Consider the following 13,481-nt stretch of genomic DNA (forward strand, 5'->3'; position numbering starts at 1 on the left):
CACCCGCGCGGTATGCTGCGCGGCGGCGAAATCGATTCGAGGTGACCATGGCGGGTGCGAAACGGGGTTGTCTGGCCGTGCTGGCGATGCTGCTGTTGGCAGCAGTGCTGCTGGCCGGTGCGGGGGCGTGGTTCTGGCACAGCCAGAGCGGCTTCGCCGATGCGCCGCTGACGCCCGACCAGCCCAGCATGGTGATCGCCCCCGGCGACGGCCTGAACACCGTCCTGGGCAAGCTGCGCGCGGCCGGCGTGGACGAGGGCAGCGACACCCAGTGGCAGCTGCTGGCGCGCCAGCTGGATGCGGCCGGCAAGCTCAAGGTGGGCGAGTACGCGCTGGATGCCAGCCTGACCCCGCGCGCGCTGCTGCTGCGCATGCGCCAGGGCCGGGTGCTGCAGCACCGGGTAACCATTGTCGAGGGCTGGAACATTCGTCAGCTGCGCGCCGCGCTCAAGCGCGCCGACCCGCTCGTGCACACCACCGACGGCCTGGACGATGCGGCGCTGATGAAGGCGCTGGGCTTCCCCGGCGAACATCCGGAAGGCCGCTTCCTTCCCGAGACCTACGTATATCAGCGCGGCGACAGCGACGTGGACGTGCTCAAGCGCGCGCACGCCGCCATGGAAAAGGAACTGACCGCCGCCTGGGACAGCCGCAGCGACGACCTGCCGCTGAACTCGCCTTACGAACTGCTGACGCTGGCCTCGATCATCGAGAAGGAAACCGCGCTGCCCAGCGAGCGTCCGCAGATTGCCGGCGTGTTCGTGCGCCGGTTGAAGATCGGCATGCGCCTGCAGACCGATCCCACCGTGATCTACGGCATCGGTAGCAGCTACGACGGCAACATCCGCAAGCGCGACCTGACCACCGACACCCCCTACAACACCTACACCCGCGCCGGTCTCACCCCGACGCCGATCGCCATGCCCGGCCGCGACGCACTGCATGCCACCGCGCAGCCGGCTGCCGGCAATGCGCTCTACTTCGTTGCAGTGGGCGATGGCAGTGGCGCGCACGTGTTCTCGGCCAACTACGCCGACCATAACGCCGCCGTTGCCCGCTACCTGCAGCAGCTGCGCCAGCAGCGCAGCCAGGCGGCCCCGCAGTGACCGCCGCGCTGCTGCGCCACCCGCGCTTTGTCAGCCTGGAAGGTGGCGAGGGGGCCGGCAAGACCACCGCGATCAACGCGCTGCGCGATGCACTGCGCGCGCGCGGGCATGAGGTGCTGCTGACCCGGGAGCCGGGTGGCACGCCGCTGGCCGAGCGCATCCGCGCGCTGGTCCTCAAGCCGGACATCGAGATCGCCGCCGAGCCGCTGTCGGCCGAGGCCGAGCTGCTGCTGGTGTTCGCCGCGCGCGCCCAGCATGTACGCCAGGTGATCCAGCCGGCATTGCGCCGGGGGGCCTACGTGATCAGCGACCGCTTCACCGATTCCAGCTACGCCTACCAGGGCGGCGGACGCGGGCTGGATCCGGCCTGGATCGCCGACCTGGAGCGTCGCGCGGTCGGCCTGCTGCCCGGCCTGACCCTGCTGCTGGACGTGGACGTGGCGGTGGGGCGCGCCCGCGCCAACGGCCGCGACATGTGGCCGGACCGTATCGAGAGCGAGCAGGACGACTTCTTCCAGCGGGTGCGCGCGGTGTTCCGCCAGCGCGCCGGCGAGGATCCCGCCCGTTTCCGCCTGATCGACGCCAGCCAGGACCAGGCCGGCGTCGCCGCGGCGGTGGTGGCTGCCGTGGATGTGTGGCTGGCGCAGGCACTGGAGAGCTGAGATGAGCGAGACCTTTTCCCCCTGGCAGCAACGCGCGTATGACCAGACGGTGGCCGCGCTGGATGCCGACCGACTCGGCCATGGCCTGCTGATCTGCGGCCCGGCCGGGCTGGGCAAGCGCGCGGTGGCACTGCGCATGGCCCAGCACATCCTGTGCAGTGGCGAGCCCGCGGCGGCCAAGCGCAGCGCGCAGCTGATCGCCGCCGGTACCCACCCGGACCTGCAGCTGATCTCGTTCATTCCCAACAAGTCCGGCGACAAGCTGCGCACCGAGATCGTGATCGAGCAGGTCCGCGAGATCTCGCAGAAGCTGGCGCTGACCCCGCAATACGGCATCGCCCAGGTGGTGATCGTCGATCCGGCCGACGCAATCAATCGCGCCGCCTGCAATGCGCTGCTCAAGACCCTGGAAGAGCCGCAGCCGGGCCGCTACCTGTGGCTGATCAGCAGCGACCCGGCGCGCCTGCCGGCGACCGTGCGCAGCCGCTGCCAGCGCCTGGAATTCAAGCTGCCGCCCCGCGAGGAAGCGCTGGCTTGGCTGCAGTCGCAGGGCCACGCCGAGGCCACTGCCCGCGAGGCGCTGGACGCGGCGCGTGGCCACCCGGGGCTGGCCGATGAATGGCTGCGCGATGACGGTCTGGCGCTGCGCAAGCAGGTGGCCACCGATCTGGAGGCACTGGTGGCCGGCCGCACCGGGGCGGTCGAGCTGGCCCAGCGCTGGGCAGGGGACGACAACGCGGCCTTGCGCCTGCGCCACGCCGCCGACCTGGCGCTGGCCCAGGCCAGCGCGGGCGGCTTGACCGATCCGGATCGATTGCACAAGCTGGCGGCGTGGTTCGACGCCGCCAACCGTACCCGCGATCTGCTGCGCACCACCGTGCGCGCCGACCTTGCGGTGGTGGAATTGTTGTTGGCCTGGAACAAGGTCAACGAGCGGCAAGCAAAGGGGAATAGAGCATGAGTGCCACCAACGCCCGCCAGGGCATCCTGTCGCTGGCGGTCAAGGACAAGGCCGCGCTGTACAGCGCGTACATGCCGTTCGTGAAGAATGGCGGGGTCTTCGTGCCCACCCCCAAGCGCTACTTCCTGGGCGATGAGGTGTTCCTGCTGCTGACCTTGCCCGACTCGAGCGAGCGCCTGCCGGTGGCCGGCAAGGTGATCTGGGTGACCCCCGCCGGCGCCCAGGGCAACCGGGCGGCCGGCATCGGCGTACAGCTGGCCGAAGGGGCGGAAGGGGAAAACGTGCGCCACCGGATCGAGACGCTGCTGGCCGGCATCCTCACCTCGGACAAGCCCACCCACACGATGTGAAGAAAATTCGGCAAAACCGTTGACGTCGAAATTTGCCGCCCTATAATGAGCGGCTCAGCAGCATCGGGCGGTTAGCTCAGCGGTAGAGCATTGCCTTCACACGGCAAGGGTCACAAGTTCGAACCTTGTACCGCCCACCACGCTGCAACATGAAGAAGCCGGCCCCTTGGGTCGGCTTTTTTGTTGCCTGCGGGTTGGGGGGGGGCGGCGCATCCTTGTACTCAGGCATCACCTTGCCCGCAGTCAGCAGGCGCTCGCCAGGGATGGCGCTGGCATGGATTCCGCATTGGATACAGTCGCGCGGGATGGACCCGACGTCCGGCGGTGAAGGATGGGGCCGCCACGCAACATGAACCGTTGGGGCGATATATTCTCTCCACCTCGGCCATTGAGGTTGGACCGAGGCTACGCGCATGCGACAAGCCAACGGACGACAGGAGACCATGATGCGATGCAGGTCGTTTCGCCGATGGGCGGCAATCATTACCCTCGCCGCTGTAGTACTTCCGCTGTCCGGTTGTGCCGCCGCAGGGGACGGAAAAGTCGTCCCGGCCCAGGGACAGACCACACTGACAGGAGTTCGACCCATGCTGGAATCCATCTATGCCTCGGCAACGCCGGTTCGCTTCGAGCAACTTGACGTCAGCGACCTTGTCGCCGAGCACTTTCCCGTCGGCACGGGCCGGGCCGTAGTCAAGGAGGCATTCCTTGCGTCGGCGTCGTCGAAGATCGTCGAGGAGACGCCGGAAAAGCTGGTGGTCCGGGACAACAAGGGTCAGGCGATGCTCGATCCGGATGCACGTTCGATCGTGATGACCTTTTCCTTCGACACCCAAGGGGCATTGATCGCCGTGAAGGCGATTCATCTCAAGTACCAGTAGTCATAAGGATCGGGCCATGGACGAGAAGATCGAGATCGGATATCGCAATATCGGATCGGTGCTGGGCAAGGAGTACCACCACAAGTTCATCCTCTACACCGACCGTAATGGCGAGCAACACACCATCAGCGGATGGACCGGCGATGCCCAGGTGGGATTGCCGTATGGACGGATACAGGTAGAGGCTAACCTCGCCTACGACGCCGCCAATCCAGACCATCCGAAAAATCCCAATGCCACTGGCCAGGCGCAATATCGCGAGCGGATTGCCAGCGGTGCCGACCTGTCCGGGACGTGGGCGCAGATGGTGGCCAACGCCCAGGGCAAGGACGACAAATACCCCTACGACCCGCAGCGGCAGAATTCCAACACCTTCGCCGACAGTGTGCTGCGCGATGCGCATCTCCGCGAGCCCACCCAAGATGGCGTCGGCGGACATTGGGCGCCCGCATCGGGTCGCCCGCTGGATCATTCTCTAAAGCCCGTGGTGCCGGGGCTGGGCACCTCGGGGAATACGTTCAGCGCCAACGATGCTGCCGCCGATCCGGGACGCGAGGTGCAATTGCGCGCCAACCCGCTCTATCGGCAGGCGCTCGCTGGGCTGGAGCAGCTCGGACCCGAGGTGGGTGTGTATGCAGATGTGCAGGACAAGGAACGCATCGCCGCTGCGCTCGCACTGCGGGCCCGTACGCATGTGCCTCCGATACCGGAAATCCATGAAGTCGTGCCCAGCGCGACCAACGGCAATGTGTTTGCGGTCTGGAAGAGCGCAGACAACGACCAGTTTGTGATGCGTGCTCACGTCGATCGGGGCGAAGCGACGCAGCAGCCTTTGATGCAGAATCTGCAGGCATTGGAAACAGCAGATGCGCAGCAGGTGCGCGCGCAGGCGCAGGAACAGAGCCAAAATCAGAACGAGGTCGGTCGAGCAACAATGCGAATGGGGTGAACGACGGCCGCTGAACGGGCACGAGCCGCGGCCTGCGCTGATTCACATGGCAATTCAACCGAACGTATTGTGCATGGCACAGCTCATGTCCACGAATCAGTTACTGACGCGGATGCAAAGTGCGACATGAAATGGCGTGAACCGTGGGACGTGTCGCTCAAGCAGCAGACCCGCTTCAATCCGCTCGGAAGACCGGTGCGGACAACCTTCATGTGGCTTTTCCTCGCCTTTGCGGCCGTGTTCGTCATGGGGAGCATAAGGTGCCTCCGCCGCCTTCCCGCCACGTGACCTGGAGAGCCGCATGGAACCCGACGCAACCGATCCCGCCCTCGCCAGCCCGGCCGACTACAGTGATGTGTTGTACCCGGTGTATTTCGAGGTGGGCGAGTGGCAGCACGTCGTGCGGGACGCGATGATCGCGTTCCTGGTTCAACGCAGCGATGGTCATCCAGCCTTCCACTTCGCGCCGGATGCGCTTCGCACCACGGCGCACGGCTATGAGGTGGATCTGCCGATGCAGTTGATCCCTGAAGTGGTGCGCGCGTTGGCCGAGCGGAACGTGGCGATCTATCAGGTGGTCAGGCGGCAGCCCCGATGAGCGTTCGTCTGTAGCAGGACGCATTCGGCCTGATGCATCATCGACACACTCGCAGAGAGCGCAGCAGATGAATAGTCGACCCAGTACCCGAACGCCGATGGTCAGCTGGCTGCTGCCCATCGCGCTGTGCGTGCCGCTACCGGCACTCGCTTCCGACCCGGTTGGCATGCTGACGATGTTCTTCGGGCTGCCGGTCTTCATGGCGGCCGTGGTGGTGTTGGGCGCGTTGGTGTTCTTCCGACGCCACCGCTGGGCGAGGGGGATCGGGTTGTTGCTCGGCATCCCGGTGTCGTTGCTCGGCGTGTATCTCGCCTACGTGGACACCTGGCGCTTCTGGCCGGATCGGAACGGCAGCGATGACGGCACACAGATGTTGATCGTCGTCGGCTGGACACTGCTGTGGGCGGGCGTGCTGTGGTTCACGTGGCTGTTCTGGCGCGCGGGGAAGGTGTCCTCGTCGGCAACGGATGTCCTGCCCAAGCGGTATCCCTGAAACTCCACCGGATGGCACGTCATATCGGCGCGCACGCAGCACAACCACGAGGCCGCAATGACCGATCCTTACAACAGCAGTCCACGTGCCAGTTCGGTTACCCGGCTCGATGATTCGATGGTGACCACCGCCATGGAGCTGCCCGGCTATCGCATCGTGCGCAGCCTGGGCGTGGTGCGTGGCATCACCGTGCGTTCGCGTTCGATCGTGGGCAATTTCCTCGGCGGGTTGCAGACGATCTTCGGCGGCAATATCACCATCTATACCGAGCTGTGCGAGCAGGCCCGCGAGGAGACCTATCGGGACATGGCCAAGCATGCGCGCCTGCTGGGTGCCAACGCGATCATCGCCATGCGCTATGACGCCACCGATGTGATGACCGGACTGACGGAAGTGCTGTGCTATGGCACGGCGGTGGTGGTTGAACCCACGCGCATGTAAAGCTTGATACGCGCCGCGTATCGCAGCCCCCCTGTAATTGGTATTGGCCTCCGGGGCAGTTCAGCGCGACGCTGGGCGCATGGACAGAGATGACTCGCTTTCTTTCGTTGGCCAGGTAGGCCTGGTCACCGGCGCGGCCGGTGGCCTCGGCCTGGCTTACAGCCGTTTGCTGGCACGGCGCGGTGCGCAGGTGGTGATGCACGATGTGGGGGCCGGCCGTGACGGCACCGGGTTTGATCCGCAGCGGATTGAACGGGCGGTGGCCGAGCTGCGCGCGCAGGGCCTGGCGGTACATGCCGCGCACGGCGCGCTCGACAATCGCGCGGAGTGCCGGGTCCTGGTGGCCGATATCCTGCAGCGCTTCGGCCGCCTGGATTTCATGATCCACAACGCCGGGTGGGTCGAGTATCAGCCGATCGACACGCTGGAGGACGAGCGCTTCGACGCGATGATGGCGATTGCCGCGAAGGCGCCCCTGTGGCTGGCGCAGGCTGCGTGGGCGTCGATGCAGGACGCGGGCTACGGACGCATCGTGCTGACTACTTCTGATCGCGCGCTGTATCCGCAGTATGTGCAGCACGGGCTGGCGGCCTACGCGGCGGCGAAGCTGGCTGCGGTGGGCATCGTCAACGTGCTGGCCGCGGAGGGCGCGCCGCACGGGATCGTGGTCAACGCGGTGTCGCCGGTGGCCAAGACGCGGATGTGGGGCGTGCAGGGTGAGCCGGATGAGTTGCATCCCGATGCGGTGGCACCGGGTGTTGCGTATCTGGCGTCGGCGGCGTGCGGCGAGGGTGGCTGGATCCTGCGCGCGAGCAATGGCCAGTTCCATGCCACGCGGAGCGTGGAGGCCGAGGATGTGGCGTATCCGCGCGACCTGCGTGCGGTGCGGGCGGAGAGCATCGAGGATGTCGCCGCGCAGTGGACGGCGATTGCGCGGCCGGCTGTTTGACGACCATGGTGCGGGACTCGCAGTGCCGTTGTGCGTGCATGCCGCCCCGCCGGCACCTGCGTTGCAGCAGTTCCTGCAGGCAGCGGATCTTGCATCGGTCTACACAGCAACGTGGTTGGGATAGATAGGCCCTCGTTCAACGATGGCTCTAGCGGGGCGCGCGCAATACCCGGTCCAGTGCCGCCATGGCGTCGCTGGCCACCGCGGCCGGGTCGCGCGCCTTCATCGCATCATTGAACACCTCCAGGCCAATCGGCCCGGTGTACCCCATGCGCGCAAGTCGCTGCACCAGCGCCGCCACTGGCCAGATGCCGCTGCCGGGCAGGCAGCGTGCGTGTCGGGCCTGCTGCTTCACGGCACCGGGCTGCGGTTGGGTGGTCACATCCGACAGTTGCACCAGCGCGATTCTGTCTGCCGGAATGCCTTGCAGGTCGTCGACGCCACGACCGGCGGCGAACAGATGGAAGGCATCGACCACCAGATCCAGATTGTCGGCATCCACTGCCTGGATCTGTTGCCATGCCGACGGCACGGTGGAATGCAGGTGGCTCCATGCCATGGCCTCGTAGGCGATGCGCAGACCGCGCGCGGAAGCTTGCCCGCAGAGCCAGCGGAGATCGGCAGTGACCTGGTGCGTCTGGCAGTCCGGCGTGGTGCAGGCGGGCACCAGCACCGTGCCGGCACCGACGGCGACGGCCATGTCCAGAAGCAACTGCGCTTCGTCGCGCTTGGCCTCGCGCGTGGCTGCCGGGGCACCGTCGAAATCGAGTAGCACCTGCAGGTCGGTCAGCTGCAGTCCGGTGCGTGCGAGTGCGTCACGTACGGCGTCCACCGAGGCGGCCTGCACGTCCTCGCGCCACAGTTCGATCTGCGCGAAGCCGGCCGCTGCGGCGGCCTGCAGTTTCTGCTCGGTGCTGCCGCCGAGCAGTACGGTGTTGAGGAAGCGCGGGCCGGGCAGGAGCGACATGGGTGAGCCGGTGGGGGAGGTGACGCGCCCGATGCTAGCGATGCCACCATGCACTACACGTGCAGACGCGCGCTCAGCGCGTGCGCTTCACCCACGCACGCACCACCAGCGCGATGAGTACGGCAAACACCAGCCAGGAGACCACGTCGAACACGCCGTCGCCGATCAGGGCGCTGACCAGGCCGAGCACGCTGGCCGCAGCGACCCAGGCCGGGGCGATGAACGGGCTGCGTGGTGCGGAATGGGGCCGGTTCACGCGGCGGCTCCGGCCCGTGCGGCGCGCTCGAGTTCGCTCACGCGCGCCTCGGTGCTGCCGCGCTTGAGCCACAGGCACAGGCCGGTGACCAGCACGGCGATGGTCAGCAGATCCAGCAGCGCCCACAGGATCTTCAGCGGCAGCTTGCCGTAATCGCCAAAGTGCAGCGGCTGGCTGAGCAGCAGCACGCTCATGTAGACCGGCAGCTGGGGCTGCGCAGTGAGCGTGCCGGTCTGTGCATCGACCAGTACCGGGCGATACAGGCGCTCGGTGAGTGCGCTGTTGCCCTGCATGAACACGCCATAGTGGTGATCGCCGCTATAGCCGGTGCCGGGAAAGCTGACGAAGGCCGGACGCATGCCCGGCTCGGCGGCGCGCGCGGTATCCACCGCAGCCTGCAGCGAGGCCAGCGTGGCCGGGCGTGGCTGCCCTGCATAGCGCGCGGCGAATTCGCCCAACTGCTCGCCCTGCCATGCCTGTTCGAGTGGTTTGGCGACGGTGTTGATGGCGCCGGTGATACCCACCACCAGCGCCCAGCCGAGGGTGACGACGCCGAGTACGTTATGCAGGTCCAGCCACGCTAACCGGCGGCTGCGGCCGGTGCGCAGCGTGCCGAATGGCTGCTTGCGCATGAACGGGCCGTACAGCACCAGCCCGGAGACGATCGCCGCGGCGAACAGCACCCCCATCGCGCCCATGAACAGCATGCCCGGCAGCCCAAGGAACAGGTCGGTGTGCAGGCGGTAGAGGAAGTACATCACCCCTTCGTTGAACTGTGCGGCCGGCAGTACCTCGCCGGTGATCGCATGCAGCAGCGCGGTGTGCATCTGCGGTGGCGGGGTATCCACGCGTGCACCGGTGTTGACGTAGACGGTGGGCGCATCCGGATCCCAGCCGACGAACAGCGGTACATCGCCGGGATAGCGTTGTAGCGCGGTGCGAACCTGCGCATCCAGATCGCGCGGCACCGCATCGGCTGCGGCGTTGGTGACCTCCGGTTCGCTGAGGTGGGCGATTTCCTCGCCGAAGACCAGCGGCAGGCCGGTGAGGCACAGCAGCAACAGGAACACGGTACAGACCAGGCTGGTCCACTTGTGCACGAGGAACCAGGCGTTTAGGGTGGATCGTTGCATTCGGCTGGCGCGGGGCTGGCGAGGTTGCCGGCGATGGTACGTGATGCGGCCGCGGCGGTCAGCGGTGGCCACGGCGCTGTGGTGGCGGGGATGCAACGCCGGGAAACAGGTGTTCGGCCATGAAGTCGATGAACACACGCAGCCGCGCGTTGGGTTGGCGATTGCCAGGCCACAGCAGCGAGAACTGACCGAGCTGGCGCGGGTGGTCGGGCAGCAGTTCCTGCAGGCGGCCATCGGCCAGTGCCTCGGCGGCGAGAAAGTCGGGCATCCACGCCACGCCCATGCCGCCGATCGCCGCGGCCAGCAGCGCCTCCATGTTGTTGCAGGTCATCACCGTGACCAGCGCGTCGCCTGCGTCGTCGTCGTGGCCAGGCAGTGACCAGGCCTGCAGCTTGCCGGTGGTCGGGAACCGGAAGCGCACCGCAGGCTGGGTGGCCAGTTGCGCCAGCGTGGCCGGTTGACCGTGCGCATGCAGATGCGCAGGCGCTGCGCACAGGACGAAGTGGAACGGGCCGAGCCGGCGTGCCATCAGGCTGGAGTCGGCGAGCTCGCCGCTGCGGATCACCACGTCCAGCCCTTCGCTGACCACATCGACAAGGCGGTCGTTGAAATCCAGCTCCAGTTGCACGCCCGGGTAGCGCTGCCGGAACAGCGGCAGCAATGGCAACAGGAAACGGTAGCCGATCGTAGGCAGGCCCACCCGCAGCAAGCCGCTGGGCGACTGTTGGCGCTGGCTGAGGTCGGCGCGCGCTTCAGACAGCTCGTCCAGCGCGCGCTTGCAGCGCTGCAGCAGCACCTCGCCTTCTTCGGTGAGGCGCACGCGCCGGGTGGTGCGCTGGAACAGGCGCACGCCGAGGTCCTGTTCGAGCCGGGCCACGCGCTTGCCGACGGTGGAAGGCGACAAGCCAAGGCTGCGGGCGGCGCCGACGAAGCTGGAGGCCTCGGCAGTGCGGACGAAGGCTAGCAGGGCGGTGATCGAGTCCATGTCCGGATCATTACGGAAGAAGTGGCCGTAATCAAACGACTTTGGCGCCATTTATTGCAGATAGCCGCATCCCTATCGTCAATACCCGACTTCGCTGGAAGATCCCATGTCCCTGTTTTCCCTTGAGCCGTCCCGGCGCGATCCGCGCTGGGCCGTGCTGGCCGTATGCCTGGCGGCGCTGGCCTTGCCGCTCTCGTTTTCCGCCGGGGCGGTGGCGGTACCCGTGCTGGCCGGCCGCTTCCCGGGATCGCCCGCGGCGCTGGCCTGGGTCACCAATGCCTTCATGCTCAGCTTCGGCAGCCTGCTGCTGGCCGCCGGTGGTCTGGCCGACCGGCTCGGGCGCCGCCGCCTGTTCCTGTGCGGCACCGGCGGTTTCGTGCTGGCCACGCTGGCGGTGTGCCTGGCGCCGGATCTGCGCTGGTTGGATCTTGCGCGAGGCGCGCAGGGCGTGGCCGCCGCCGCCGCGTTGGCGTCGGGTGGGGCGGCGTTGGCGCACCGCTTCGATGGGCATGCGCGTACCCGGGTGTTTGCGCTGATGGGCACGATGTTTGGTGTCGGCCTGGCACTGGGACCGCTGCTGGCCGGGATGCTGCTGCAGGCGCTGGGCTGGCGCAGCGTGTTCGCCTCGGGCGGGGTGCTTGCGTTGGCGGCGTGGGCGCTGGCCCGGCGGTACCTGGACGAGAGCCGGGGCCAGCACGTGCGCCTGGATGTGGCCGGCATGATCAGCTTCAGCCTGATGCTGGCGGCGTTGACGGTCGCCTTGTTGTTGCTGGGCGAACACGGGCCGCGCTCGCCAGCCGTGGTGGGCGCGTTGCTGGCCACGGCGGTGTTGCTGGCCCTGTTCGTGCGGATCGAGCGCGGCCAGCGGCAACCGCTGCTGGACCTGTCGCTGTTCGCGCAACGCGGCTTCCTCGGCGTGCAGTTGCTGCCGGTGGCGACCTGCTTCGGTTACGTGGTGCTGCTGGTGGTCCTGCCGCTGCACCTGCTGGGCGTGCAGGCGCAGTCGCCGCTGCAGGTGGGCCTGCAGATGCTGGCGTTGTCCGCGCCGATGCTGGCGTTGCCCATGTTGGCCGCCGGCTGGGCGCGACGCTTTGGTGCGGCGCGGCTGTGCACGCTGGGCCTGGCGGTGTGCGCGGTGGGCCTGTATCTGTTGTCGCAACGCGCGCTGCATGCGGCGCCCACGCAGTGGTGGCCGGCACTGCTGCTGATCGGTGCCGGCACTGCGCTGCCATGGGGCCTGATGGACGGGTTGTCGGTGAGCGTGGTGCCGGTGCAGCGCGCCGGCATGGCCGCCGGCATTTTCGGCACGGTGCGGGTGGCGGGTGAGGGGATCGCGCTGGCGGCGGTGACGGCCGTGCTGGCGACGCTGGTGGCGCACCGTTTGGCGCCGGGCAGCGGTGTGCCGCTGGCGACCCTGGGCAAGGCCGGTGCTTACCTGGCCACCGGTTCGCTGGCGCAGGCGTCTTCCCTGCTGCCGGGGGTGCCGGTGGAGGTACTGCAGCAGGCCAGCCGCGACGCGCTGGTCTGGCTGCTGCGGGGGTTGGCCGCACTCACCGCCGGCAGTGCGTTGCTGGTCTACGCCTTGCTGGGGAGGGAACGGATGCCTGCGGCGGCCAGCGCCGATGGCTGATGCTCAAACCAGCGCATCGGCGATGCAACGGATGCTCAGCCACGCGCCGCCGTCGGGTGCCTCGCCGGTGCGCACGCGGAAGGCGTGCAGGCCGGCGATGGCGGCGACGATCGACAGGCCCAACCCGAAGCCGTCGCCCGGTCCGGTCTCGTCGGTGCCACGGAAGAAGCGCTGGTAGACCCGGGCGCGGTCCTGCGGGGCGATGCCGGGGCCATCGTCGATGACATCGATGCGGGTGGCGCCGGCGTCCTCCACCGCGCGCAGCAGGACGCGGCCATGTTCGGGGGTAAAGCGCAACGCATTGGACAGCAGGTTTTCCAGGGCCTCGAACAGCAGTTCGCGGTCGCCGCTGACCGGTGGCAATGGCGCGGCGATCTCCAACTGCAACACCTGCTGCTTCTCTTCGGCCAGCGGCAGGTAGAACTGGTGCAGCTCCCGCAGCAGCTCGGCCACATCCACCTCGACGAAGGCCGAACGGCGCTGATGGCTTTCCAGTTCGGACACGCGCAGCAGGGCGGTGAAGCGCGCCATCAGCAGATCGGCTTCGACCAGCGCCTTGTCGATCTGGTCGGTGTGCGGATCGTTTTCGCCCAGTTCGACGCGGTTGCGGTACAGGTGTGCGCGCAGCCGGGTGAGCGGTGTGCGCAGGTCGTGGGCGATGCTGTCGCACACGCCTTTTACCTCGGTCATCAACTGCTCGATGCGTTCGAGCATGGCGTTGACGATGCTCGACAGCCGGTCGATTTCATCCGGGTGCCCGGAAAGCGGCCGATCGTGATGACCTCGCTGGCGTTCATCGCCGGCGTCATCCCCCTGGCGTTGGCTACGGGCGCCGGTGCCGTGAGCCGGCGCGAGATCGGCATGAGCGTGATCGGCGGCATGCTCTCGGGCACGCTGCTGGCGATCGTGCTGGTGCGTGGGGTGGGCAAGGCGCGCACCGTGCAATGAGGACCGGCGGGTCGTCACACGATTGTCGTGCCGACCTCACCTGGCCTATGCCAACGCGTCGGTAACGTCACCCGTCACCGTCCCCCACGGAGACCTGCCATGTGGTTGCTCGACCGACTCTGGCCTGCACGGCCGGCCACGCAGACACCGCCGCCTGCAAGCCCCGCGGACG

General features: G+C 67.6%; 17 protein-coding genes and 1 tRNA gene. 13 read left to right on the forward strand and 5 right to left on the reverse strand.

Features of this window, described 5'->3' with window-relative positions; all coding sequences use genetic code 11:
- The first annotated feature begins 47 nt into the window (after positions 1-47).
- From mltG to NR101_RS12775, 11 genes are all read left to right on the forward strand, one after another.
- Positions 48-1,106 (forward strand): endolytic transglycosylase MltG, encoded by a 1,059-nt coding sequence (mltG, locus tag NR101_RS12725; RefSeq protein WP_256775674.1) that lies wholly within the window; start codon positions 48-50, stop codon positions 1,104-1,106.
- Positions 1,103-1,768 (forward strand): dTMP kinase, encoded by a 666-nt coding sequence (gene tmk / locus NR101_RS12730; RefSeq protein ID WP_256775675.1) that lies wholly within the window; start codon positions 1,103-1,105, stop codon positions 1,766-1,768. Before mltG ends, tmk begins: the two co-directional genes overlap by 4 nt.
- A 1-nt stretch (position 1,769) precedes the next feature.
- Positions 1,770-2,729 carry a DNA polymerase III subunit delta' gene (locus NR101_RS12735; RefSeq protein WP_256775676.1) on the forward strand — a complete coding sequence of 320 codons (960 nt, stop codon included), beginning with the start codon at positions 1,770-1,772 and terminating at the stop codon, positions 2,727-2,729.
- Positions 2,726-3,079: a PilZ domain-containing protein gene (locus NR101_RS12740; RefSeq protein ID WP_256775677.1), complete on the forward strand. Its 354-nt coding sequence runs from the start codon at positions 2,726-2,728 to the stop codon at positions 3,077-3,079. Before NR101_RS12735 ends, NR101_RS12740 begins: the two co-directional genes overlap by 4 nt.
- 65 nt (positions 3,080-3,144) lie before the next feature.
- Positions 3,145-3,219: transfer RNA gene (locus NR101_RS12745), tRNA-Val, on the forward strand.
- Between the two features lie 447 nt (positions 3,220-3,666).
- On the forward strand, positions 3,667-3,960 hold the full coding sequence (locus tag NR101_RS12750; protein ID WP_256775678.1) for a DUF6393 family protein: 294 nt from the start codon (positions 3,667-3,669) through the stop codon (positions 3,958-3,960).
- Positions 3,961-3,976: 16 nt separating this feature from the next.
- Entirely contained in the window at positions 3,977-4,909 is a 933-nt protein-coding gene (locus NR101_RS12755; RefSeq protein ID WP_256775679.1) for an XVIPCD domain-containing protein, read from the forward strand.
- A gap of 301 nt (positions 4,910-5,210) precedes the next feature.
- Positions 5,211-5,507 carry a hypothetical protein gene (locus NR101_RS12760; RefSeq protein WP_256775680.1) on the forward strand — a complete coding sequence of 99 codons (297 nt, stop codon included), beginning with the start codon at positions 5,211-5,213 and terminating at the stop codon, positions 5,505-5,507.
- 97 nt (positions 5,508-5,604) lie between these two features.
- Positions 5,605-6,000, forward strand: coding sequence for a hypothetical protein (locus NR101_RS12765; protein ID WP_256777742.1), 396 nt, complete (start codon positions 5,605-5,607; stop codon positions 5,998-6,000).
- 57 nt (positions 6,001-6,057) lie between these two features.
- Positions 6,058-6,441 carry a YbjQ family protein gene (locus NR101_RS12770; protein ID WP_256775682.1) on the forward strand — a complete coding sequence of 128 codons (384 nt, stop codon included), beginning with the start codon at positions 6,058-6,060 and terminating at the stop codon, positions 6,439-6,441.
- 79 nt (positions 6,442-6,520) lie between these two features.
- Complete coding sequence (locus NR101_RS12775; RefSeq protein ID WP_256775683.1) at positions 6,521-7,390, forward strand: SDR family NAD(P)-dependent oxidoreductase; 870 nt, start codon at positions 6,521-6,523, stop codon at positions 7,388-7,390.
- Positions 7,391-7,538: 148 nt separating this feature from the next.
- Here the strand turns inward: NR101_RS12775 and NR101_RS12780 are convergent, their stop codons facing one another.
- The 4 genes from NR101_RS12780 to NR101_RS12795 form a co-directional block, all read right to left on the reverse strand.
- On the reverse strand, positions 7,539-8,357 hold the full coding sequence (locus NR101_RS12780; protein ID WP_256775684.1) for a sugar phosphate isomerase/epimerase family protein: 819 nt from the start codon (positions 8,355-8,357) through the stop codon (positions 7,539-7,541).
- A gap of 73 nt (positions 8,358-8,430) precedes the next feature.
- Entirely contained in the window at positions 8,431-8,613 is a 183-nt protein-coding gene (locus NR101_RS12785; protein WP_256775685.1) for a hypothetical protein, read from the reverse strand.
- Positions 8,610-9,713 carry a PepSY-associated TM helix domain-containing protein gene (locus NR101_RS12790; RefSeq protein WP_256775686.1) on the reverse strand — a complete coding sequence of 368 codons (1,104 nt, stop codon included), beginning with the start codon at positions 9,711-9,713 and terminating at the stop codon, positions 8,610-8,612. The genes NR101_RS12785 and NR101_RS12790 overlap by 4 nt, the downstream gene beginning before the upstream one ends.
- A 91-nt stretch (positions 9,714-9,804) precedes the next feature.
- Positions 9,805-10,731, reverse strand: a complete 927-nt coding sequence (locus NR101_RS12795; RefSeq protein ID WP_256775687.1) for a LysR family transcriptional regulator — start codon at positions 10,729-10,731, stop codon at positions 9,805-9,807.
- A 106-nt stretch (positions 10,732-10,837) separates the two neighbouring features.
- Here NR101_RS12795 and NR101_RS12800 point away from each other — a divergent pair, with 106 nt between their 5' ends.
- On the forward strand, positions 10,838-12,361 hold the full coding sequence (locus NR101_RS12800) for an MFS transporter (protein WP_256775688.1): 1,524 nt from the start codon (positions 10,838-10,840) through the stop codon (positions 12,359-12,361).
- 3 nt (positions 12,362-12,364) lie between these two features.
- Here the strand turns inward: NR101_RS12800 and NR101_RS12805 are convergent, their stop codons facing one another.
- Positions 12,365-13,051 (reverse strand): HAMP domain-containing sensor histidine kinase, encoded by a 687-nt coding sequence (locus NR101_RS12805; protein WP_256775689.1) that lies wholly within the window; start codon positions 13,049-13,051, stop codon positions 12,365-12,367.
- Here NR101_RS12805 and NR101_RS19035 point away from each other — a divergent pair.
- Positions 13,013-13,309 (forward strand): efflux RND transporter permease subunit, encoded by a 297-nt coding sequence (locus NR101_RS19035; protein ID WP_345779482.1) that lies wholly within the window; start codon positions 13,013-13,015, stop codon positions 13,307-13,309. The genes NR101_RS12805 and NR101_RS19035 overlap by 39 nt on opposite strands.
- Positions 13,310-13,481 lie beyond the last annotated feature (172 nt).

This window comes from Stenotrophomonas sp. Ste86 (genome assembly GCF_024519465.1).
Lineage (GTDB): Bacteria > Pseudomonadota > Gammaproteobacteria > Xanthomonadales > Xanthomonadaceae > Stenotrophomonas.

Coding starts and splice junctions, on each gene's coding strand:
- mltG (WP_256775674.1), top strand. CDS start 48: ATGGCGGGTGCGAAACGGGGTTGTCTGGCCGTGCTGGCGATGCTGCTG.
- NR101_RS12735 (WP_256775676.1), top strand. CDS start 1,770: ATGAGCGAGACCTTTTCCCCCTGGCAGCAACGCGCGTATGACCAGACG.
- NR101_RS12740 (WP_256775677.1), top strand. CDS start 2,726: ATGAGTGCCACCAACGCCCGCCAGGGCATCCTGTCGCTGGCGGTCAAG.
- NR101_RS12750 (WP_256775678.1), top strand. CDS start 3,667: ATGCTGGAATCCATCTATGCCTCGGCAACGCCGGTTCGCTTCGAGCAA.
- NR101_RS12755 (WP_256775679.1), top strand. CDS start 3,977: ATGGACGAGAAGATCGAGATCGGATATCGCAATATCGGATCGGTGCTG.
- NR101_RS12760 (WP_256775680.1), top strand. CDS start 5,211: ATGGAACCCGACGCAACCGATCCCGCCCTCGCCAGCCCGGCCGACTAC.
- NR101_RS12765 (WP_256777742.1), top strand. CDS start 5,605: ATGGTCAGCTGGCTGCTGCCCATCGCGCTGTGCGTGCCGCTACCGGCA.
- NR101_RS12770 (WP_256775682.1), top strand. CDS start 6,058: ATGACCGATCCTTACAACAGCAGTCCACGTGCCAGTTCGGTTACCCGG.
- NR101_RS12775 (WP_256775683.1), top strand. CDS start 6,521: ATGGACAGAGATGACTCGCTTTCTTTCGTTGGCCAGGTAGGCCTGGTC.
- NR101_RS12780 (WP_256775684.1), bottom strand. CDS start 8,357: ATGTCGCTCCTGCCCGGCCCGCGCTTCCTCAACACCGTACTGCTCGGC.
- NR101_RS12795 (WP_256775687.1), bottom strand. CDS start 10,731: ATGGACTCGATCACCGCCCTGCTAGCCTTCGTCCGCACTGCCGAGGCC.
- NR101_RS12800 (WP_256775688.1), top strand. CDS start 10,838: ATGTCCCTGTTTTCCCTTGAGCCGTCCCGGCGCGATCCGCGCTGGGCC.
- NR101_RS12805 (WP_256775689.1), bottom strand. CDS start 13,051: ATGACCGAGGTAAAAGGCGTGTGCGACAGCATCGCCCACGACCTGCGC.